The sequence below is a fragment of the Pseudomonas sp. 273 genome, from assembly GCF_029201425.1.
Lineage (GTDB): Bacteria > Pseudomonadota > Gammaproteobacteria > Pseudomonadales > Pseudomonadaceae > Pseudomonas > Pseudomonas delhiensis.
On record NZ_CP116775.1, the window covers coordinates 3,061,856 to 3,082,073 of the forward strand.

Consider the following 20,218-nt stretch of genomic DNA (forward strand, 5'->3'; position numbering starts at 1 on the left):
GGGTAGCCCGGCTTCATCGGGCCCGTATGTCGGGGCAAGCCTTCTTGGTTACTTCTTTGGCGTTTGAAAGAAGTGACTCGCCCGAGGGGGCGAAACAAGAGACATCAACGCACTCGGAGCGGCGCGCTACACCCAAACCCAATAGACAGTTGCTCCTACGGTTCCAGGGACGCGAGCAACTGTCTTGCGCCCCGCGCCGCCCCCTTGCAACCCGTAGGGCGGATAACGCCTACGGCGTTATCCGCCAATGGTCCCGGACACCGCTGTTCCGGACGGCGGCGGATAACCGCGAACGGTTATTCGCCCTACGGTCGGGCATGGTCGTAGGGCCTTGTCCGCGATTGGGCTTTCAGACGCCGGCCAGCCCCTCTCCCGCTTGCGGGTGAGGGCGGCAGCCGCCGCCGGCAAGCACCGTTCGCGAGCAGGAACTAGGCGTCCCCGGGTTTCTGCTGGGCGTAGGCGCGGGCCTTTTCCTCCATCAGCCGCAGCACCCGGGTAGCGGTCTCGACGTCTTCCCGGGGGATGCTGCCGAGCACTTCGGTGCGCAGGGCGTTGAGGGCTTTCTCCAGGCGTTCGGCCAATTCGCGTCCCGCATCCTGCAAATGGATGGCGCGCAGCCGCCGGTTGCCCGGCACCATGCGCCGTTCCAGCAGGCCGGCGGCCTCGGCCTGGTCGAGGGTGCGCACCAGGGCCGCCGGGTGCACGCCGATGCGGTCGGCCAGCACGTTCTGCAGCACCCCGTCGCCCATGCGCGAGACCAGCAGCACCGGCGTGGCCACCGCCAGCGACAGGCCGCTCTCGGCCAGCACCAGGCTGGCGGCCTGCTGCCAGGCGCGGCGCGCCGGTTGCAGCGAGCCGGTGAGGGCGAACAGGTGGTCCTGGGGCGGGCTGGGCATGGGGCGGTCCGTTGCGGGTGGATTCGCGCCGATGATACGGGCACGGGCGGGGAGCACAAGGCCGGCGTCGTCAATCTGTGCAAAGTCAATTATTGAATTGACAGCTATTGATCCCGGATTCCAGAATCCACCGAAGCCGCCGCCAGCGCGCGGCCGGCCCCACTGACGCCACGCCAGGTCCCCCACCATGAGCACCGAATTCCGCCCGCCGAGCCTGGCCCTCGCCACCCTCGGCCTGGCCCTGGCCACCTTCATGCAGGTGCTGGACACCACCATCGCCAACGTGGCCCTGCCGACCATCGCCGGCAACCTGGGGGCGAGCGCCAACCAGGGCACCTGGGTGATCACCTCGTTCGCCGTCAGCCAGGCCATCTCCCTGCCGCTGACCGGCTTCCTGTCCCGGCGCCTGGGCGAGGTGCCGCTGTTCATCGGCTGCGCGCTGCTGTTCGTGGTCACCTCGTTCCTCTGCGGCGTGGCCCGCGACCTGCCCATGCTCATCCTGTTCCGCGCCCTGCAGGGCGCCGTGGCCGGACCCATGTACCCGATCACCCAGAGCCTGATGATCAGCATCTACCCACCGCACAAACGCGGCATCGCCCTGGCGCTGCTGTCGATGGTGGCGGTGGTGGCGCCCATCACCGGGCCCATCCTCGGCGGCTGGATCACCGACAACTACTCCTGGCCGTGGATCTTCTTCATCAACCTGCCCATCGGCGCCTTCGCCGTGTTCGTCATCAGCCGACAGATGCGCGGCCGCCCCGAGCGCCTGCAGCGCACCCGCATCGACTACGTGGGCCTGGCGACCCTGGTGGTGGGCGTCGGCGCCCTGCAGGTGCTGCTGGACAAGGGCAACGACGAGGACTGGTTCGCCTCCCCGTTCATCATCGGCTGTGCGGTGGTGGCGGCCATCAGCCTGGCGGCCTTCCTGATCTGGGAGCTGACCGACCGCGAGCCCATCGTCGACCTGCGGCTGTTCCGCCACCACAACTTCCGCTACGGGACCCTGGCCCTGGTGCTGTCGTTCTCGGCCTACTTCGCCATCAACCTGCTGCTGCCACAGTGGCTGCAGCGCAACCTCGGCTACACCGCCACCTGGGCGGGCCTGGCGGCGGCGCCGCTGGGCATCGCGCCGCTGCTGCTGAGCCTGCTGGTGGGGCGCTACGCGGCCAACTTCGACCTGCGCCTGGTGGCCTCGGTGGCCTTCGTCGCCATGGGCGCCACCTGCTTCCTGCGCGCCGGCTTCACCCTGGACATCGACTTCCGCCACGTCGCCCTGATGCAGGCGCTGATGGGCGTGGGCGTGGCGCTGTTCTTCATGCCCACCACGGTGATCCTGCTGTCGGACCTGGAGCCCCACGAGATCGCCGCCGGTTCCGGGTTGTCGACCTTCCTGCGGACCCTGAGCGGCAGCTTCTCGGCCTCGCTCACCACCTTCCTCTGGGACCGCCGCGCGGTGCTGCACCACGCCCAGCTCAGCGAAAGCGTCACGGCCTTCGACAGCGGCACGCGCCACAGCCTCGAGCTGCTGGGCCAGGGCGACCCCCACCTGGGGGCGAGCCTGCTGAACCAGATGATCACCCAGCAGGCCTACCAGATCAGCTTCAACGAGCTGTTCCACGCCCTGGGCTGGATCTTCCTGGTGCTGATGAGCGTGATCTGGCTGACGCGCCCGCCGTTCACCGGCAAGGCGCGGGTGGCGGTGGCGGACCACTAGGGCCGCCGAGCCTGCGGGGCCCGGCGGGCCGTTCAGCCCCTGGGCCGGCGCACCGCGCGGACCTTGCCGCTGGCGCCGCCGCCGCAGTAGAAGCGGTCGCCGCCGTCGGCCTCCAGGCCCGAGACGCCGATGCCGGCCGGTAGCGCCAGGGCTTCGAGGACTTCGCCGCTGCGTGGGTCGATGCGCCGCAGCTCGCTCTCGTCGTTCTCCCAGGTGCCGTGCCAGAGCTGGCCGTCGACCCAGCTGACGCCGGTGACGAAGCGGTCCGACTCCAGGGTGCGCAGCACCGCGCCAGTCTGCGGGTCGATCTGTTGGATGCGCCGCGCCTGGTACTGGCCCACCCATAGCGAGCCTTCGGCCCAGGCCAGCCCGGAGTCGCCGCCGTGGCCGGGGCGGGGAGGGTGGCGAGCACTTCCCCGGTGCGTGGGTCGAGCTTGCGGATGAGTTCTTCGCCGATCTGGTACAGGTAGCGGCCGTCGAAGGCGGTGCCGGCGTAGGCGGGGACCTCGATCGTGCGCTCGATGGCGCCGCTGTCCGGGGCCAGGGCGTTGAGCCGCTCGCCGGAGGCGAACCAGACGTGCTGGCCGTCCCAGGTCAGGCCGTGGACTTTGTCGATGCCCGGGAAGGGGCCGTATTCGCGGAGGATTTCCGCGGGTCGGGTTTTCATGGTGGCGTCCTCCTTCGTGTGGTGCCTGGGGCCATCCTAGTCAGCCATTGACGGGGGCCGGGAGTAACAAGGTGGTCGCGAAACCCACCGGCGGGCTCAGCCAGCGCCGCGCCCGGCCCTGGCCGAAGGCCTGCACCCGGGCGTCCGCCGCCAGGGCTTCCAGCGCGCGCTGCACCTGGCGCTGGCTGCTGCCCAGGGCCAGCGCCAGGGCCGAACTGGACCAGGCCCGGCCATCGGTGAGGCAGGCCAGCACCGCGGCGTGGCGGTCTTCCAGCGGGCGCGCCAGGACCAGCACCTCGTCCACCTGCAGGGGTTCGAGCACGAAGCCCGTGCGGGTGGCGGCGATGCCGGCCAGCCCCTCCAGGGCCGCGCGCAGCCGGCCGATCTCCACCCGCAGGCGGGCGCGGTGGCTGTCGTCGAAGTGGCGGGTGCGGAAGGCGCCGGCGATCAGCTGCGCGCGGCTGGCATCCGCCGGCCAGGCCTCGGCCAGGATGCGGGCGAGGGCGAACAGCACCGGCCGGCTGGCCAGCGGCACCCTGGCCCGCGGCGTGCCGACCAGGTAGCGGCAGGCATCCACCAGCAGGGCCTGGTGTTGCAGCAGCGGCTCGACTTCCTCCAGCCGCAGCAGGCGTTCCGTGCCGCGGGCGATGCAGCGCGCGGCGGGGGCGTCGAGCAGCCGTTGCGCCGCCTCGACCTCCGCCTGCAGCGCGGCGATGCCGGCTTCGCGGGCCGCGGCCGCGGCTTCGAGCAGGGCGGCCCGGGCGGCGCCTGCGCGTAGCTGGCGCAGGGCGATGCTGGCCGCTGTCAACCGATGGATCGCCCGCAGGGGCGCTGCCAGGGCCTGGGGCTGCAGCCGTTCCAGCTGCGCGCCGGCTGCATCGAGCTGGCCGAGCAGCAGCTGGCGGCGCGCCGCGAGCAGGCGCACGTGGGCCGCGTTCAGGCGGTCGCCATGGGCTTCCAGGGTGGCCAGCGCCGCTTCCAGGCGCGCCACCGGCCAGCCCAGTTCGCGGTCGGCGAAGGCGATTTCCGCCTCGGCCACCTGGCAGCGTGCGCGGGCCACGGCCTCCCGCGGGCCGAAGGCCCGGGCGGCGGCGCGCAGCAGTTCGCGGGCGCGAGCCAGGTCGCCCAGCTGCGCCATGGCGATGCCGCGCAGGGCCAGCGCCGGGGCGTCGTCGCGCAGCGCCACGCGGTTCAGCGCGGCGAAGGGGTCGCCCATGGCCAGGGCGCGGGCGGCGGCATTGAGCAGGGCATCCATTGGTCGGTTCCCGGGGTTCCTGCCCAGTCTAGCCAGCGCACCGCTTGTGGGCGTCCGCGCCCTGGCCGGGAAGCGGCGGCCTGCTTTGCGCGGGGATTCGACGAACGGCAGCAGCCCCCATGGGGTGGGCGTCGTGGCGGCGCGATCGGTAGCCGGGGAGGGGCGGCGACGGCGCCAAGGCATGGACCTTGCTGAACTTGCATGGGGCCGGGAAGGTCCGTCCCAGAGCGGGAGGATGCGGCCGGCGGCACGGCCGCGCGCTGCATTTCCCCGTGTTAGTCTTCTGGATTCTCATTCGCTTCGCCGTCCGCACCGGTTGTTCGCGGGCGGCCCGAAACGTGGAGATCGGCCCATGTCCCGCCCGATCGATCCCGGTCTGGCCGACGCGGCCATTGCTGCTTGCGGTGATGCCTCGGCCAGGGCCCTGCTCGATGACTGGTTGAGCGAGCGCGAAGCCCGTTGCGCGCTCTTTCTCGATGTCGACGGTACCCTCCTGGATATCGTCGAGAGCCCCGACGCGGTGCGCGTCCCCGACGACCTGCGCACCGCCCTGCAAAGCCTGCACCGCCGGCTTGACGGTGCCCTGGCGCTGGTCAGCGGACGCCCGCTGGCGCAGCTCGACGACCTGTTCGCCCCCCTGCGCCTGCCGGCCAGCGGCGGCCACGGCGCGCAGTGGCGCCTGGCCGGCGGGCAGCCCATGCGGCAATTGCCGGCGGCCCAACTCGGCGCGGCGCAGCGCGAACGCCTGCTGGCCCTGGCCCGGCGGCACCCCGGCGTGCTGGCCGAGGACAAGGGCAGCAGCCTGGCCCTGCATTACCGCGCCGTGCCCGAGGCCGGCCCGGCCCTGCGGGCCGCCCTCGACCGGCTGCTGCGCGGCCCCGACGGCGCCGGGCTGCGGCTGCTGCCGGGGAAGATGGTGTTCGAGGTGCTGGCCCATGCCAGCGACAAGGCCCAGGCCATCCGTCGCTTTCTCGGCGCGCCGCCCTTCGCCGGGCGCCGGCCGCTGTTCATCGGCGACGACCATACCGACGAGCCGGCCCTGGCGCTGATGCCGCAGCTGGGTGGGCTGGGCCTTTCGGTCGGGCGCCCGGCCCCCGGCGCCCGGGCCGTCTTTGACCATCCGCGAACGGTACGCGAGACACTCATACAGGCCACGAGGAGGACACAGGCATGAGCGGCAAGCACAACGGCGCGCTGGACCTGGGGCTGATCGGCAACTGCCGCGTCGCCGCCCTGGTGAACCGGCAGGGGCGCCTGGTGTGGTGGTGCTACCCGAACTTCGATGGCGACCCGGCCTTCTCCCGGCTGCTGGCCGGCGAGGAGGAGAAGGGCTTCTGCGACGTGCTGCTCGACGGCATGGTCAGCAGCCATGCGGAGTACCAGCCGAACACCGCGATCATCCGCACCACCCTCACCGACGCCGCCGGCAACGCCGTGCGCATCACCGACTTCGCCCCGCGCTTCCCGCAGTACGGCCGCTATTTCCGCCCGGCGCAGCTGTGCCGGCTGGTGGAGCCGATACAGGGGCTGCCGCGGGTGACCCTGCGCATGCGCCCGACGCACCACTACGGCAAGCCCTGCGAGGCGGTGGCCGGCTCCAGCCACATCCGCTACCTGGGTGGCGACCAGGCGCTGCGCCTGACCACGGATGCGCCGCTGTCCTACGTCATGCAGGAAACGCCCTTCGCCCTCAAGCACCCGGTGAGCCTGGTGATGGGCGTCGACGAGCCGCTGGACGAGTCCCCCGAGCAGGTGGTCAGAAGCTTCCTCGAACGCACCCGCGCCGGCTGGTACGAGTGGGTGCGCTCGCTGGCCATCCCCTTCGAATGGCAGGACGTGGTGATCCGCGCGGCCATCACCCTGAAGCTGTGCAGCTTCGAGGAGACCGGGGCGATCATCGCCGCGGTGACCACCTCGGTGCCCGAGGCGCCGGGCACCCAGCGCAACTGGGACTACCGCTACTGCTGGCTGCGCGACGCCTACTTCGTGGTGCTGGCGCTGAACCGCCTGGGCGCCACCAAGACCATGGAGCGCTACGTCGACTTCATCACCACGGTGGCGGTGGAGGGCGCCGAGCTGCGGCCGCTGTACGGGGTGGTTCCGGCCATGGACCTGACCGAGCGCATCGAGCCGGACCTGGCCGGCTTCCTCGGCCACGCCCCGGTGCGCGTCGGCAACCAGGCGGTGGAGCAGGTGCAGCACGACGTGTTCGGCTCGGTGGTGCTGGCGGTGCTGCAGAGCTTCGTCGACCAGCGCCTGCCGCACCCCGGCGACGAGGGCATGCTGCGCCTGCTGGAAAGCCTGGCCGAGCGCGCCGCGCGCTGCGCCTTCGTGCCCGACGCGGGCATCTGGGAATACCGTGGCCGGCAGCGCGTGCACACCCATTCGGCGATGCTCTGCTGGGCTGCCTGCGACCGCGTGGCGCGCATCGCCGCGCGCCTGGGCCACGGCGACTCGGCGGCGCGCTGGCGCAAGGAGGCCGCGCGCCTGCGCGAGGGCATCCTGCGCGAGGCCTGGAGCGAGCGCCGGCAGTCCTTCACCGGCAGCTTCGGCGTCGACGACCTGGACGCCAGCGTGCTGCTGATGCACGAGCTGGGCCTGATCGAGGCCGACGACCCGCGCTTCGTCGCCACCGTCGACTGCATCGGCCGCGAGCTGAACGTCAACGGCCACCTGCTGCGCTATGCCGCCCCCGACGACTTCGGGGTGCCGGAGACCGCCTTCCTGGTGGTCAAGTTCTGGTACCTGGACGCCCTGGCCGCCATCGGCCGGCGCGACCAGGCCCGCGCGCTGTACGCCGAGCTGCTGGCCGCGCGCAACAGCTTCGGCCTGCTGTCCGAGGACCTGCATCCGCACACCGGCGAGATGTGGGGCAACATTCCGCAGACGTATTCCATGGCCGGGTTGATCAACACCGCCATGCGTCTGTCCATGAGCTGGGAGGAGGGCCTATGTCGCGGCTTGTAGTGATTTCCAACCGGGTGGGCATGCCCGATGCCGAGGGCCGGCCCGCGCCGGGCGGCCTGGCGGTGGCGGTGGAAGCCACCCTGCGCGAGCGCGAGGGCCTGTGGTTCGGCTGGAGCGGCCAGGTGGCGGAGAACCCCGCGGAGCCGGTCACCCTGGAGAACGGCAACATCACCTACATGATCACCGACCTGCCGCCGCAGGACTTCCAGGAGTACTACAACGGCTTCGCCAACCGCGTGCTCTGGCCGATCCTGCATTACCGGGTGGACCTGGCCGAGTTCACCGAGGCCGACTTCGGCGGCTACCTGCGCGTCAACGAGTTCTTCGCCGAACGCCTGAGCCCGCTGCTGCAGCCGGACGACGTGCTCTGGGTCCACGACTACCACCTGATCCCCCTGGCCGTGGCGCTGCGCGAGCGTGGCCACCGCAACCGCATCGGCTTCTTCCTGCACATCCCGATGCCGCCGCCGGACCTGCTCACCGCGCTGCCGCACCACGAGGAGCTGGTGCGAGCGCTCACCGAGTACAACCTGATCGGCTTCCAGACCGAGAATGACGCCGACAACTTCGCCCGCTACCTGACCCGCGTGGTGGGCGCGGCCACCCCCGACTCGCGGCGCTTCAGCCTGGGCCACCAGCACTTCCGCGTCGGCGTGTTCCCGGTGGGGGTGGACGTGGAAGGCTTCCGCCGCCTGGCCGAGGAGGCCGAGCACGGCCCGCTGGCGGCCAAGCTGGAGGAGAGCCTGGTGGGCCGCGCGCTGATGGTCGGGGTGGACCGCCTGGACTACTCCAAGGGCATCACCAACCGCCTGGACGCCTACGAGCGCTTCCTGGAGAAGTACCCCGAGCGGCAGGGCCGGGTGACCTGCCTGCAGATCGCCCCCGGCAGCCGCCAGGAGATTCCCGAGTACGCCGAGATCGACGCCGCGGTGAGCGCCCGCGTGGGCCACATCAACGGGCGCTTCGCCGCGGTGTCCTGGGTGCCGCTGCGCTTCGTCAGCCGCAACCTGGGGCGCGAGGACATCGCCCTGGTCATGCGCCGCGCGCGCATCGGCCTGGTCACGCCGCTGCGCGACGGCATGAACCTGGTGGCCAAGGAGTTCGTCGCCGCGCAAGACCCGGCCGACCCGGGCGTGCTGATCCTCTCGCAGTTCGCCGGCGCCGCCGCCGAGCTGGGCGGCGCGCTCATCGTCAACCCCCATGACCGCGACGCCCTGGCCGACGCCATCGAGCGTGCCCTGGAGATGCCGCTGGAGGAACGCCAGGCGCGCCACCAGGAGATGTACTCGGTGCTGGAGGCCAACCACATCCGCTACTGGGGCCATGGTTTCATCGAGGCCCTGACGCGCCCGGCCGTGCCGCTGAACTGGCTGTCCAGCCGCGGCGCCAGCCAGCACTGAGGCAGCCGGGCAACGGCCGTGGGCGCCGCTCACGGGCCCCGTGGCAGGCGCAGGCGGGCGCGCAGGCCGCCCTCGGTGCGGTTGGCCAACTGCACGCTGCCACCCAGGCGCTGCATGATCATGGCCACGATGGACAGCCCAAGGCCCGCGCCGCCCTCATTGCCTTCGCTGTAGAAGCGCTGGAAGGCGCGCTCCAGGTGGGCCTCGGCGATGCCCGGGCCCTGGTCCTCGACGCTCAGCTCGAAGTGCGCGCCCTCCGCGCGCAGGCCGATGCGCACCAGCGCGCCGGGTGGGGAGAAGTTCACCGCGTTGGTCACCAGGTTCTGCAGGGCGATGCCGATGGCGCCGGCGTCGCTGTTCAGGCGGTAGTCGCCGGGCTCGATCTCCAGCACCGGCTCCAGGCCCTGGCGGAGCATCCAGGGGGTGAGTTCGGCAAGGGTGTCGGTGACCACCGCGGCCAGGTCCACCGGGGCGAACTGGCGCTGGGCCAGCTGCGGCTCGACGCGGGCCAGGGTCAGCAACTGGTTGACCACCCGGCTGAGGCGGTCGACGCCGCCGATGAGGAAGTCCAGGGCCTCGCGGCGCTCGGCCTCGTTGCGCGCCTGCAGGGCATTCTGTGCGTGCAGGCGGAGCACCGCCAGGGGCGTGCGCATCTCGTGGGCGGCATCGGCGATGAAGCGGTGCTCGCGGCGCAGCAGCGCCTCGAGCTGGCCGAGCAGGCGGTTGAGCGCGGCCTGCATGGGCTCCAGTTCCCTGGGCAGCGGCACCAGCTGCAGCGGTTCCAGGGAATCGGCGTGGCGGGCGCGGATCACCTTCGCCATGTTCTGCAGCGGCTGCAGGCCCCAGCCGATGGCCAGCCAGACCAGCAGCACCAGGGCCAGGCTGCCGAGCATGAAGGGCAGCAGGGTGTGGCGGACGATGCGCCCCACCAGGTCCTCGCGCACGTCGTCGCGCTCGCCCACCCAGATCAGCAGCTTCTGCGCCGGCACCGGCAGCAGGAAGCCGCGCCAGTGCCGGCCCTCCACCTCGTAGTTGGCGAACCCCGGCGTGCGCAGCGGCGCGCTGAAGGTGGGCGCGCTGGGCGTGTGCACCAGGATCTGGCCGTCCTCGCGCCAGACCTGGAAGGCCAGCTTGTTCTCGTAGGGGTGGCCGACGCGGTGCTTGCCGACCTGGCTCAGCGCCTCGTCGAAGGCGGCGTAGAGGTTGCGCCGCCCGGGCTCGTCCAGCGGCATGCTCATCACCCCCTGCAGCAGGCGGGCATTCTGCGCCAGGTGGGCGTCGTAGACCTCGGCGATCTCGTGACTGCTGTCGTGGTAGTTGTACAGCGTCAGCAGGGCGGTGCCGATCAGCAGCAGGGCCGTCACCCGCAGCAGGGTGCGCTGGCGCAGCGAGTTCATGCCTGGCCTTCCACCAGGTAGCCGATGCCGCGCACGGTGCGGATGAGCTCGCCGGAGAGCTTCTTGCGCAGGTGGTAGATGTGCACCTCCAGGGTGTTGCTCTCGGCTTCCTCGTCCCAGCCGTAGAGCAGCCGGGTCAGGCGCTCGCGGGTGAAGACCTTGCCCGGCTGGGCCAGCAGTTCGTGCAGCAGCAGGTATTCCTTGGGCGTGAGCACCACCGGCTGGCCGCGGTAGCTGACCTGCTGGGTGGCCGGGTCGAGGCTCACCCCGGCGTGCTCGATCAGCACCCGCGCGCGCCCGGCGCTGCGCCGCAGCAGGGCGCGCAGGCGGGCCTTGAGTTCGTCCAGGTCGAAGGGCTTGACCAGGTAGTCGTCGGCGCCGGCGTCCAGCCCGGCGATACGGTCCTCGGTGGCGTCGCGCGCGGTGAGGATCAGCACCGGCAGGTTGGCGCCGCCGGCGCGCAGGCGCCTGAGCACCTCGACGCCGTCCAGGCGCGGCAGGCCCAGGTCGAGCACCACGAGGTCGAATGCCTCGTGCTGCAATGCGTGCAGCGCGCTGGCGCCGTCCTTGAGCCAGTCGATGGTGTAGCCCTCCTGGCGCAGCCCGGTACGTACCCCTTCGCCCAGGGCGCTGTCGTCCTCCACCAGCAGTAGCCGCATGCTCAGTCCTGTTTGTCCCCGGTGGCCTTGAGTAAAGCATCGATTTCGCCGCGGCGGCCCTGGTCGGCCGGCCCACGGGCGTTGGCGTCGCTGTAGCGGCGGATCAGCGGCAGTTGCTTGCGCAGGGCGCGGTCGACCACCCCCGGCAGCATGCCGTTCAGGCGCACGAAGAGTTTCTCCGGCCAGCCCAGGTACAGCTCGCTACGGTTCTTCTGCACGGCGTCGAGCACCGCCCGGGCGACGTCGCGCGGGTCGTCCATGCCGACCTTCAGGGCCAGGTTCAGCGCCGTGGCGGCGGCCGAGTTCATGCCGGTGCGGGTCGCCCGCGGGGCGACGTAGAGCACGTCCACCGGGGTGTCGGCCAGCTCCCGGCGCAGGGCCTCGGAGAAGCCGCGCAGGGCGAACTTGCTGGCGCAGTAGGTGGCGTAGCCGGGGTAGCCGATGGAGCCGTAGGTGGAGCCGACGTTCACCACCAGGGCGTGGGGCTGTTCGCGCAGCAGCGGCAGCATCACCCGCGTCAGTTGCAGGGTGGCGTTGATGTTCAGTTCCAGCAGGTCGTCCAGGGCCTGTTCGTCCAGCTGTTCGAGCAGGGCGAAGCGGTTCACCCCGGCGGCGTTGATCAGCAGGTTGGCGCCGCCCATCTGCCACGCCGCCTCGACCACCGCCTGGCGGCCGCCGGGCCCGCGCAGGTCGGCGCCCTCCCAGCGCAACTGGTGCGGGTAGCGTTGCCGCAGCCCGGCGAGGGGGCCGGGATGGCGGCTGACCGCCAGCACCTGGGCGCCGGCGGCGCACAGCTGCTCGGCCAGCTGCAGGCCGATGCCGCCGCTGGCGCCGGTGAGCACCGCGCGGCAGTCAGGCAGGCGCATGCTGCACCTCGCCCTGGCCGGCCCGGGCCCGCGGCAGGCCGCGGAACATGTCGGCGTACAGCCGGTACACCACCCGGGCGGCGTGGATCACCGCCTGCTGGTCGGCGGCGTCGTCCAGGCGGTCCATCAGCGTGCGGTAGGTGGCCATGTGGCCCTGGTCCAGGGCGCCGTGGGAACTCAGGTAGCCGAAGGCGCCCGGCGGCAGGCCGAGGCTCTCCTGGATGCTGCCGGCGGCGCGGGTGGCCAGGGCGATGCTGGTGCCCTCCAGCACGTTGACCATGCCGAACAGGCCCACCGGGTTGTCGCGGGCGATCAGGTCGTAGAGGAAGGCCACCATCAGCTCGATGGGCAGCGCCGGGCGGCCGTTGCGCACCTGTTCGGGGTTGCCGCCGCAGGCGGCGATGTCGTCGAGGATCCACTGCTCGTGGCCGTATTCCTCCTCGATGTAGTCGCACACCGCCTTGCGCAGCCATTCCAGGCGCGGGGGCAGGCGGGCGCCGCAGGCCATCATCAGCGGCACGGTATGGCGCACGTGGTGGTAGGCCTGGGTGAGGAAGGCGACGTAGCCTTCCAGGCTGACGACGCCGTCCAGGGCGTCGCGGATCACCGGTACGCCGAACAGCGCCTGGCGCTCCTGGGCGGTGGCCGATTGCAGGGTGTCGAAGAATGCCATGGGGTGAACCTCATTCGGTCACGAGGGAGAAGAGTTCGTTGCGGTAGCGTTCGAGGATTTCCGCGCGGCGCGGCCGGCCGTTGCCGGTCAGGGTGCCCTCGGCGGCGCTGAGCGGCTGCGGCAGGCGGCGCCAGGCGTGCACCCGGGCGTAGTCGGGGAGGGCGGCGTTGCAGCGCTGCACCGCCTGTTCCAGGTCGTCGTCGCCGGCCTGCGGGTCCAGCGGCCAGAGCAGCGCCAGGTTCTGGTGCAGGCCCTCGCCATGGACGAAGGCCTGGAGGATGACGCCGCCCTGGGTCAGCTCGGCCTCGATCCATTCCGGGTTGAGGTTGCGCCCGAAGCTGGTGATGAACTGGTTCTTCTTGCGCCCGGCCAGGTACAGGTAGCCATCGGCATCGAAGTGGCCAAGGTCGCCCGTGGGCCACCATTGCCCGGTGAAGGGCGGCTCGCCCAGGTAGCCGAGCAGGGTGGCGCCGCGCACCAGCACCTCGCCGTCCTCGGCCAGGCGCACCTGCGCGTGCGGCAGCGGCTGGCCAACGCTGCCCGGGCGCCGCTCGCCGGGGCGGTTGAGGCAGACCACCGAGGCGCACTCGGACAGCCCGTAGCCCTCGTACACCGGCAGGCCGACGGCGGAGGCGCGCTCCAGCAGGCCCGTGGACACCCGCGCGCCGCCCACCGCGACGAAGCGCAGCGGGCCGACGCGCATCAGGCCGCGCTCGATGGCGCTGACCAGGCCGAGCAGCAGCTGCGGCACCAGGATCAGGCTCTGCGCGCCGCTGAGCGCCACGCAGCCGAGCAGGCGCTTCCAGTCCACCCCGCTGGCGCCGCTGATGCCCAGTTGCCCCTGGGGAAGCAGGGTGACGCCGGCGCCGGCCAGCAGCGCGGCGTACAGGCCGAGGTTCTCCAGCAATACCGCCAGCGGCAGCACCGCCAGGTAGCTGGAAGGCTCGGCCGGGCGGCTGGCCCGTTCCAGTTCGCCGGCCACCCGCAGCAGGGCCCCGGCGGACAGGCACACGCCCTTGGGCGTGCCGGTGCTGCCGGAGGTGTAGGTGATTTTCGCGGTGCCGGGCGGCAGGCCCGCGTCCGCCGTCGCCGGGCGTTGCCAGAAGGGCTCGCCGGGGGTGAAGCCCAGTTCGCGCAATTCCTCGTGCAGCTCGGCCGGAGCCAGGGCCAGTGTCGCCTGGCTCTGCAGCAGGCAGTGGGCGCGCTGGGCCGGGCTGAAGAAGGGCGGCAGGATCACGCAGGGGCGCTCGCCGAACAGCGCCGCCAGGTCCCAGAGCAGCGCCTCGGGACCGTTGTCCAGGGCGATGGCGAGGACGCCCGGCGGCTGCTTTTGCAACAGCGCCTCGCGGGCTTGCACCTGCTCCAGCAACTGGGCATGGCTATAGCGTTCGCTGGCGCCGCGCAGGGCGATGCGCTCACCCTGCTGCCGCGCATACTCCTCCAGGCATTGGCGGAAGGCCTGCAATTCAGGCTGCATGGCCAGCCTCCGTCAGCAACAGGGGAAAGCCCAGGCGGTCGAGCACCTGGTTGCGCTCCAGCTGCGCGTGCCCGTAGCGGATATCGCCGGCGAACACCTGTGGGTGCTGGTCGTAGTAGCTGCCCCAGCTGGCGCCTTCGCCGTCCAGGCGGGCGGGGTCGGCGCGGCCCAGCACGCTCGGCTCCAGCCCCAGGCGGTGGAAGCTGTTGACCAGGCTCGCGGCCCCGGTGAAGGCCACCCAGTTCAGGTCGCGGGCGGCCAGCAGCCAGGTCATCGCGACAATGATCAGGCGCGCGCTGCCGGCGCTGAGCGCGGACAGGTTGCCCACCTCCACCAGTTCGTCGCGCCCGACGATGCGCCCGGCCAGGCGCGACACCGGCACCTCCAGCGGTTCGTCCAGGTAGCGTTCGAGGAACAGCGGCCCACCGGTGGCCAGGCGGATGCCCACCGCGGCGCTCAGCCGGCCCTGGCCGTCGCACAGGCCGAGCAGGTCGGGCAGGAAGTGCTGGACGTCGGCATGGTGCATCCGCGCGAAGCGCTCATGAACGAAAGCCTCCAGCGCCTCGCGCCCGGGCTCCCCCTCGCGACGCAGGACCAGGCTGGCCCTGCGCTCGTGGTGGGTGCCGAACTGGAATGGAAAGAGGGCATTCCATTCTGCTTGTGTCATGTTTCCCCCAAGGCGGGACTGGCGATGGGAGGGGAGTATCGGCAGCGAATCTGAATGCAGTCTGAAGCTGTGGCGGGGTTGCTCAGTCATCCCGAGTAGATCGCCGCGGCGATTCGGCGGATAACGCCGTAGGCGTTATGCGCCCTACGTGGGTACCCGGGAGCTTCGTGATTCTGCTTCACGCCGAACGGTCCCCTCTCCCGCTTGCGGGGGAGGGTTAGGGAGGGGGTGCGGCGTCAGGGTTGGCAGAGGTGCGTGAGCGAAGTCCCCTCTCCCCAACCCTCTCCCTGAAGGGAGAGGGAGCTGTCCCGAGCAAGCGGATAACGCAGCGTCAGCCGGCAAACTCGTAGGGCGAATAACCGTTCGCGGTTATCCGCCGCCATTCGTGCCGCCGGTGAGTCCAATCGCGGACTCTGTCCGCGATCGTCCTCACTCGATCTCGAACAACCCATTGTGGATCGGCCCCACGTTCAGGCGCTCGCGCACGTCGTCGTCGATGCGCGGATCGTCCGGGCGGTACAGCTTCACCTGGCGGTAGGCGCTGATGCGGTTGATCTCCGGGCCCAGGTATTCCCAGACCACCCGGGTGCACGCCGGGGTGCGCCGGTCGCCGCTGGAGACGCCGGTCTTCAGGCCGTTCAGGCGGGTGATGCGGCTCTTGAAGCTGGGGATGAGGATGGTCTGGCTCATCTCGTTGACGGTGAGCGACTCGTAGTCGATCAGGAACACCCGGTCCTGCAGCTGGAAGGCCGCGCCCAGGTAGCGGCAGCGCACCCAGTCCTCGGCCTGCACGTCGGTGCTGCTGGAGCGCTCCTGGCGCTCCTGGCGTTCGAACAGGAAGTTGCCGCCCTCCTCCCACAGGTGCACCAGCGACAGCAGGATGGAACCGGGCACCGACATGCAGTTGGAGTATTCGAAGTAGTAGCCGCAGTAGCGCGACAGGTTGCCGGACTGTTCGCGCAGCGGCTCCAGCAGGCGCAGCAGCGGGTCGTTGCGCGGCACGCTGGCCTGGCTGGCGCGGGCGCCGATCAGGCGGGCGAACTGCTCCGGCGGCAGGCCCAGCTCGTAGTCCTCGACGCCGAAGAAGTCACCGATGCGCTTGAGGTTGAAGGGGGTGGGCTGGCTCTGCCCGCCGAGGTACTTATTGAACTGCGCGCGGTTGATCTGCAACTGCCGGCAGACCTCCGAGATAGAGCGGTAGTGGCTGCAGGCGAGCTTGAGGTTTTCGCCCAGGTGGTCGGACATCGGTGGCTTCCGGGGTGATGCGAGTGGCGCAAGTCTAGCATCAGGTCGCATCAACTCGTAACAGGATGCGAAATTGTCACGGGCCCGTGCCTTGGCCAACCTTGCCCGCCAACGCCAGGCGCCACCCGGCGCCTGACGCCTCTCTTCCATCCGAAGAACAAGAATCGAGGTCACACCCATGCTCGAAGCGCTCAACGACTTCCTCTCCGGGAAGGTTCTCATCGTGCTCATCGTCGGACTCGGCAGCTACTTCACCCTGCGCTCCCGGTTCGTCCAGTTCCGCCACTTCGGCCACATGTTCGGCGTGTTCAAGGAGTCCATCCGCGGCCAGGCCGGCCAACTGAGCTCGTTCCAGGCGCTGATGCTGAGCCTCGCCGGGCGCGTGGGCGCGGGCAACATCGCCGGCGTCGGCATCGCCGTGACCCTCGGCGGCCCCGGCGCGGTGTTCTGGATGTGGGTGACGGCGCTGGTCGGCATGTCCAGCAGCTTCTTCGAGTGCACCCTGGCCCAGGTCTACAAGCGCGCCGACGGCGACGGCCTGTACCGCGGCGGCCCGGCGTACTACATCCAGCACGGCCTGAAGCTCAAGGGCATGGCGGTGGTGTTCTCCGTGCTGCTGCTGGTGACCTACGGCTTCGCCTTCAATGGCCTGCAGTCCTACACCGTGACCCATTCGCTGCAGAACGCCTTCGGCTTCGCTCCGCAGCACACCGGCATCGCCCTGGCGGTGCTGCTGGCCATCGTCTTCGTCGGCGGCATCAAGCGCATCGCCGCGGTGTCCGACCTGCTGGTGCCGGTCAAGACCCTGGCCTACATCGGCGTCACCCTGTACGTGATCGGTAGCCAGATCGAGCACGTGCCGGCCATGCTGGAAACCATCTTCAAGAGCGCCTTCGGCCTCGACCCGGCCTTCGGCGGCCTGCTCGGCAGCGCCATCGTCATGGGCGTGAAGCGCGGCGTGTTCGCCAACGAGGCGGGCCTGGGCAGCGCGCCCAACGTCGCCGCCGTGGCCGCCGTGCGCCACCCGGCCTCCCAGGGCGTGGTGCAGGCCTTCAGCGTGTTCCTCGACACCTTCGTCATCTGCACCTGCACCGCGCTGCTGATCCTGCTCTCGGGCTTCTACACCCCCGGCTTCGAAGGCGACGGCATCACGCTCACCCAGAACTCCCTGGCCGCGGTGGTCGGTGACTGGGGCCGGCTGTTCGTCAGCGTCGCGCTGTCGCTGTTCGTCTTCACCTGCATCCTCTACAACTACTACCTGGGCGAGAACAGCCTGCAGTTCCTCAGCCGCAACCGCCTGGTGCTGATCGGCTACCGCGCCCTGGTGCTGGCGCTGATCGTCTGGGGCTCGGTGCAGAACCTCTCCACGGTGTTCGCCTTCGCCGACATCACCATGACCTGCCTGGCCTTCGTCAACCTGCTGGCCCTGGCCCTGCTGTTCAAGGTTGGCCTGCGGGTGATGGGCGATTACGATGCACAGCGTCGCGCCGGCATCGACCAGCCGGTGTTCGACTCCGCCCAGTTCGCCGACCTCGACCTGGACCGCGATGCCTGGCCGGCCGGCCGGAGCGCCGAGGCCGCCCGCGAAATCCCCGCTGGCCTGCCGCAGGCGCAACGCTGACGGCCGCGCGGGCCGTCCCGGCGGTCGGCCCGCGCCACAACAAGAACGCAGGATCAGCCCATGCGCGCAGTCAAGAACCTCTTCGTCCTCTACACCGGCGGCACCATCGGCATGCTGCAGACGCCCGAAGGCCTGGCCCCGGCCAGCGGCTTCGAGGCGCGCATGCGCGAATGGCTGGCCGGCAGCGGCCGGCAGCCGACCTTCGCCTGGGGCTTCCGGGAAATGCAGCCGCTGCTGGACAGCGCCAACATGCAGCAGGCCAACTGGCTGGCCATGCGCGACGCCATACTCGAAGCGGTGGAGCAGGGCGGCCATGACGGCGTGCTGGTGCTGCACGGCACCGACACCCTGGCCTACACCGCGGCGGCGCTGTCGTTCCTGCTGCTGGGCCTGGACGCGCCGGTGCTGCTGACCGGCTCCATGCTGCCCGCCGGCGCGCCCGGCAGCGACGCCTGGGCCAACCTCGGCGGCGCCCTGGACGTGCTGGAGGGCGGCAAGGCCAGCGGCGTGCAACTCTACTTCGGCGGCGCGCTGCTGCACGGCGCGCGCGCCACCAAGCTGCACAGCGAAGCCTTCGACGCCTTCACCACGCTGCCGCGCCACCGCGACGGCGGGCACGCCCCGCAACGGCCCGAGGCGCTGGGCTACCGGCAAGCGCGCAGGCCCGTACGCCTGGCGGTGCAGCCGCTGTTCCCCGGCCTGCAGGCCGAGCAACTGGACGCCGTGCTGAACAGCGGCGTGCAGGGCCTGCTGCTGGAATGCTACGGCAGCGGCACCGGCCCCTCGGACAACCAGGCGCTGCTCGATGCCCTGAGCCGGGCCCGCCGCCGCGGCGTGCTGCTGGCCGCCATCAGCCAGTGCCCGGCGGGCAGCGTGGTGTTCGACACCTACGCCGCCGGCAGCCGCCTGCGCGACACCGGCCTGGTGTCCGGCGGCGGCATGACCCGCGAAGCGGCCCTGGGCAAGCTGTTCGCCCTGCTGGGCGCGGGGCTGGACGTGGAAGAGGCCGAGCGCTGGTTCGCCCTGGACTTGTGTGGCGAGCTGGCTGAATAGGCGGGCATGTCGTAGCCACTGGGGAGCATGTCTGTTTCTTCCCCAGGCTCACACGTAGGGCGCATAACCGTTCGCGGTTATCCGCCGTCGGCCAGATACGCCGATCCTGAAACGCAGCCATGTTGGCCGGATAATCGCGGACAGAGTCCGCTCCTACAGGCTAAACGCCATGCCTCACCGCAACCTGTAGGAGTGGGCCCTGCCCGCGATTCGCGCGCAGGGCGCGCTCCTACAGGAGAATGGCGCAGGTGGGGCAGCGTAGGAGCGGATCTTATCCGCGAATCGCGCCGATACGTCCGGTCATCGCGGAAAAGTTCCGCTCCTACGAGGGGAGGAGTAGCGCATAGGATAGGTTGAGCGGAGCGATGCCCATCGCCATGGCCGCATGGGTTTCGCCAAGGCTCAACCCATCCTACGATGGCGCCTCTCCTGTAACTCTATTCTGGGCTCCCGCGTTCGCGCACTACTGTCCGGCACTTTTCATGCTATTAACAGCTGCCCTTGCCGTTGGTTAATCTCCTGTAGTCGCTCCCGTCGTCGTCGGGAGCGTTCGGCCTCCAGGCCAGGGCGCTGAAACAGCGTCGCCTGTACCTCCACCATCAGCATCCACAGGCTTTGCCGGGCTCCGGTCCGACGTTGGTAAAGACTCAGCAGCAGGTAGCTGATCAACGCACAGAGAATCTGGATGCGCACGGCATTCTCGCTGCGCCCCAGGAAGCGCTTGATCTTCAGGTGCTGCTTGATCCATTTGAAAAACAGTTCGATTCGCCAGCGATCCCGGTAGCGCTCCGCAATCTCGGTCGCTGGGCTGGTCAGGTCATTAGTCGCCAGGCTCAGCGGAGGCTCACCGCCCGGGCGATTCACCAGGATTCGTCGCAGCGGCTTGGTGTAGTGATTGCGCCGTCTGCCACCGGGGGAACGATTGGAAAAACGCACCTCGGCGTCCTGCAGGATCGTTTCCCGGTCCTGCACGGGCACTTCGCGCTGGGCCAGGACCTTGAGCGCCACATTGGACTTGAAACGCGTGACGAAGCGGGCCTGCTGGGCATCCAGGCTCGCCCACCAATTGAAGTCGTAATAGCCCTTGTCGAACACGTAGGTGGCCCGCGGCTCGATGCTCAGCGTCTTGCCTTCGTCGACATCATTGACGTTGGCGGCAGTGAAACTGCAATGCACCGGCGCGGCGGCCTGCTCGGCATACAGCACATGGACTTTCAGCCCCTGGGTGCGGGTTCGGTTGCTCAACGTCCACTCGTCGAAGCCTGGGCCCTTGAGGGTGATCGACGTGGAGTCCAGCAGGTACAGCAATTCTTTCCCGTCGCGGCGCAGTTGGCGGCAGGCGCCGGTCATCAGGTATTGCGCCGCCAGGGCGAAGACCTGGGCATTACGGCGCTCGTTGGCGTCGGCCAGGGTCGAGCGCCGGATCGGGCCCGCACCGAGGTGATAGTGATGATTGGACTGGCTGTTGAAGCTGGTTTCCAACGCACGCAGGCTGCTTACGCTGGCCAGATGGGCATACACCATGGCGACCAGGTGATGCCAGCTGCCAAAGCGCTTGCTGTGCTTGTCGGCGCCCTGTTCGGCGACCAGTCGATCGAAGACTCCGCGGGGCAGAGCTTTTAGAACATCGTGAAAACGGCTTATTCTGAACATCTTGCGGG

General features: G+C 70.2%; 15 protein-coding genes and 2 pseudogenes. 6 read left to right on the plus strand and 11 right to left on the minus strand.

Annotated elements, in window-relative coordinates; all coding sequences use genetic code 11:
* Nucleotides 1-428: 428 nt before the first annotated feature.
* Nucleotides 429-896, minus strand: a complete 468-nt coding sequence (locus PKO50_RS14400; RefSeq protein WP_275630108.1) for a MarR family winged helix-turn-helix transcriptional regulator — start codon at nt 894-896, stop codon at nt 429-431.
* 187 nt (nt 897-1,083) lie between these two features.
* Between PKO50_RS14400 and PKO50_RS14405 the strand changes: the two genes are divergently transcribed.
* The gene (locus tag PKO50_RS14405) at nt 1,084-2,610 is read left to right on the plus strand and encodes a DHA2 family efflux MFS transporter permease subunit (RefSeq protein WP_275630109.1); all 1,527 of its coding nucleotides are present in this window, start codon (nt 1,084-1,086) and stop codon (nt 2,608-2,610) included.
* Between the two features lie 32 nt (nt 2,611-2,642).
* Here the strand turns inward: PKO50_RS14405 and PKO50_RS14410 are convergent.
* Nucleotides 2,643-3,277: pseudogene (locus tag PKO50_RS14410) on the minus strand (glutamine cyclotransferase).
* Between the two features lie 40 nt (nt 3,278-3,317).
* Nucleotides 3,318-4,532 carry a helix-turn-helix domain-containing protein gene (locus tag PKO50_RS14415; RefSeq protein ID WP_275630110.1) on the minus strand — a complete coding sequence of 405 codons (1,215 nt, stop codon included), beginning with the start codon at nt 4,530-4,532 and terminating at the stop codon, nt 3,318-3,320.
* Nucleotides 4,533-4,884: 352 nt separating this feature from the next.
* On the opposite strand from PKO50_RS14415, the gene otsB reads away from it, so the two are divergent.
* From otsB to otsA, 3 genes are read left to right on the plus strand one after another with little or no spacing between them, the layout of a single operon-like run.
* Nucleotides 4,885-5,706 (plus strand): trehalose-phosphatase, encoded by an 822-nt coding sequence (gene otsB, locus PKO50_RS14420; RefSeq protein WP_109937078.1) that lies wholly within the window; start codon nt 4,885-4,887, stop codon nt 5,704-5,706.
* Nucleotides 5,703-7,499, plus strand: coding sequence for a glycoside hydrolase family 15 protein (locus PKO50_RS14425; RefSeq protein ID WP_109937077.1), 1,797 nt, complete (start codon nt 5,703-5,705; stop codon nt 7,497-7,499). Before otsB ends, PKO50_RS14425 begins: the two co-directional genes overlap by 4 nt.
* Nucleotides 7,484-8,899, plus strand: a complete 1,416-nt coding sequence (gene otsA / locus PKO50_RS14430; RefSeq protein WP_275630111.1) for an alpha,alpha-trehalose-phosphate synthase (UDP-forming) — start codon at nt 7,484-7,486, stop codon at nt 8,897-8,899. Before PKO50_RS14425 ends, otsA begins: the two co-directional genes overlap by 16 nt.
* A 29-nt stretch (nt 8,900-8,928) precedes the next feature.
* Here the strand turns inward: otsA and PKO50_RS14435 are convergent, their stop codons facing one another.
* The 7 genes and pseudogenes from PKO50_RS14435 to PKO50_RS14465 form a co-directional block, all read right to left on the minus strand.
* Complete coding sequence (locus tag PKO50_RS14435; protein ID WP_109937075.1) at nt 8,929-10,296, minus strand: ATP-binding protein; 1,368 nt, start codon at nt 10,294-10,296, stop codon at nt 8,929-8,931.
* Entirely contained in the window at nt 10,293-10,955 is a 663-nt protein-coding gene (locus PKO50_RS14440; RefSeq protein WP_109937074.1) for a response regulator, read from the minus strand. Before PKO50_RS14440 ends, PKO50_RS14435 begins: the two co-directional genes overlap by 4 nt.
* A 74-nt stretch (nt 10,956-11,029) precedes the next feature.
* Nucleotides 11,030-11,821: pseudogene (locus PKO50_RS14445) on the minus strand (SDR family oxidoreductase); the annotation flags it as partial.
* Complete coding sequence (locus tag PKO50_RS14450; RefSeq protein WP_109937072.1) at nt 11,808-12,494, minus strand: iron-containing redox enzyme family protein; 687 nt, start codon at nt 12,492-12,494, stop codon at nt 11,808-11,810. The gene PKO50_RS14450 and the pseudogene PKO50_RS14445, both read right to left, overlap by 14 nt.
* Before the next feature lie 10 nt (nt 12,495-12,504).
* A complete protein-coding gene (locus PKO50_RS14455) occupies nt 12,505-13,971 on the minus strand; it encodes an AMP-binding protein (protein WP_275630112.1) in 1,467 nt (488 codons plus the stop codon).
* Nucleotides 13,961-14,638 carry a thermostable hemolysin gene (locus PKO50_RS14460; protein WP_275630113.1) on the minus strand — a complete coding sequence of 226 codons (678 nt, stop codon included), beginning with the start codon at nt 14,636-14,638 and terminating at the stop codon, nt 13,961-13,963. The genes PKO50_RS14455 and PKO50_RS14460 overlap by 11 nt, the downstream gene beginning before the upstream one ends.
* A 429-nt stretch (nt 14,639-15,067) precedes the next feature.
* Nucleotides 15,068-15,883, minus strand: a complete 816-nt coding sequence (locus tag PKO50_RS14465; RefSeq protein ID WP_275630114.1) for an XRE family transcriptional regulator — start codon at nt 15,881-15,883, stop codon at nt 15,068-15,070.
* Between the two features lie 178 nt (nt 15,884-16,061).
* Between PKO50_RS14465 and PKO50_RS14470 the strand changes: the two genes are divergently transcribed.
* Together PKO50_RS14470 and PKO50_RS14475 are read left to right on the plus strand one after the other, a co-directional pair.
* Nucleotides 16,062-17,504, plus strand: coding sequence for a sodium:alanine symporter family protein (locus tag PKO50_RS14470; protein ID WP_109937068.1), 1,443 nt, complete (start codon nt 16,062-16,064; stop codon nt 17,502-17,504).
* Nucleotides 17,505-17,564: 60 nt separating this feature from the next.
* Complete coding sequence (locus PKO50_RS14475) at nt 17,565-18,557, plus strand: asparaginase (protein ID WP_275630115.1); 993 nt, start codon at nt 17,565-17,567, stop codon at nt 18,555-18,557.
* A gap of 480 nt (nt 18,558-19,037) precedes the next feature.
* On the opposite strand, the gene PKO50_RS14480 is transcribed toward PKO50_RS14475, so the two are convergent.
* Nucleotides 19,038-20,210, minus strand: a complete 1,173-nt coding sequence (locus PKO50_RS14480) for an IS4 family transposase (RefSeq protein WP_275627213.1) — start codon at nt 20,208-20,210, stop codon at nt 19,038-19,040.
* Nucleotides 20,211-20,218: the final 8 nt, after the last annotated feature.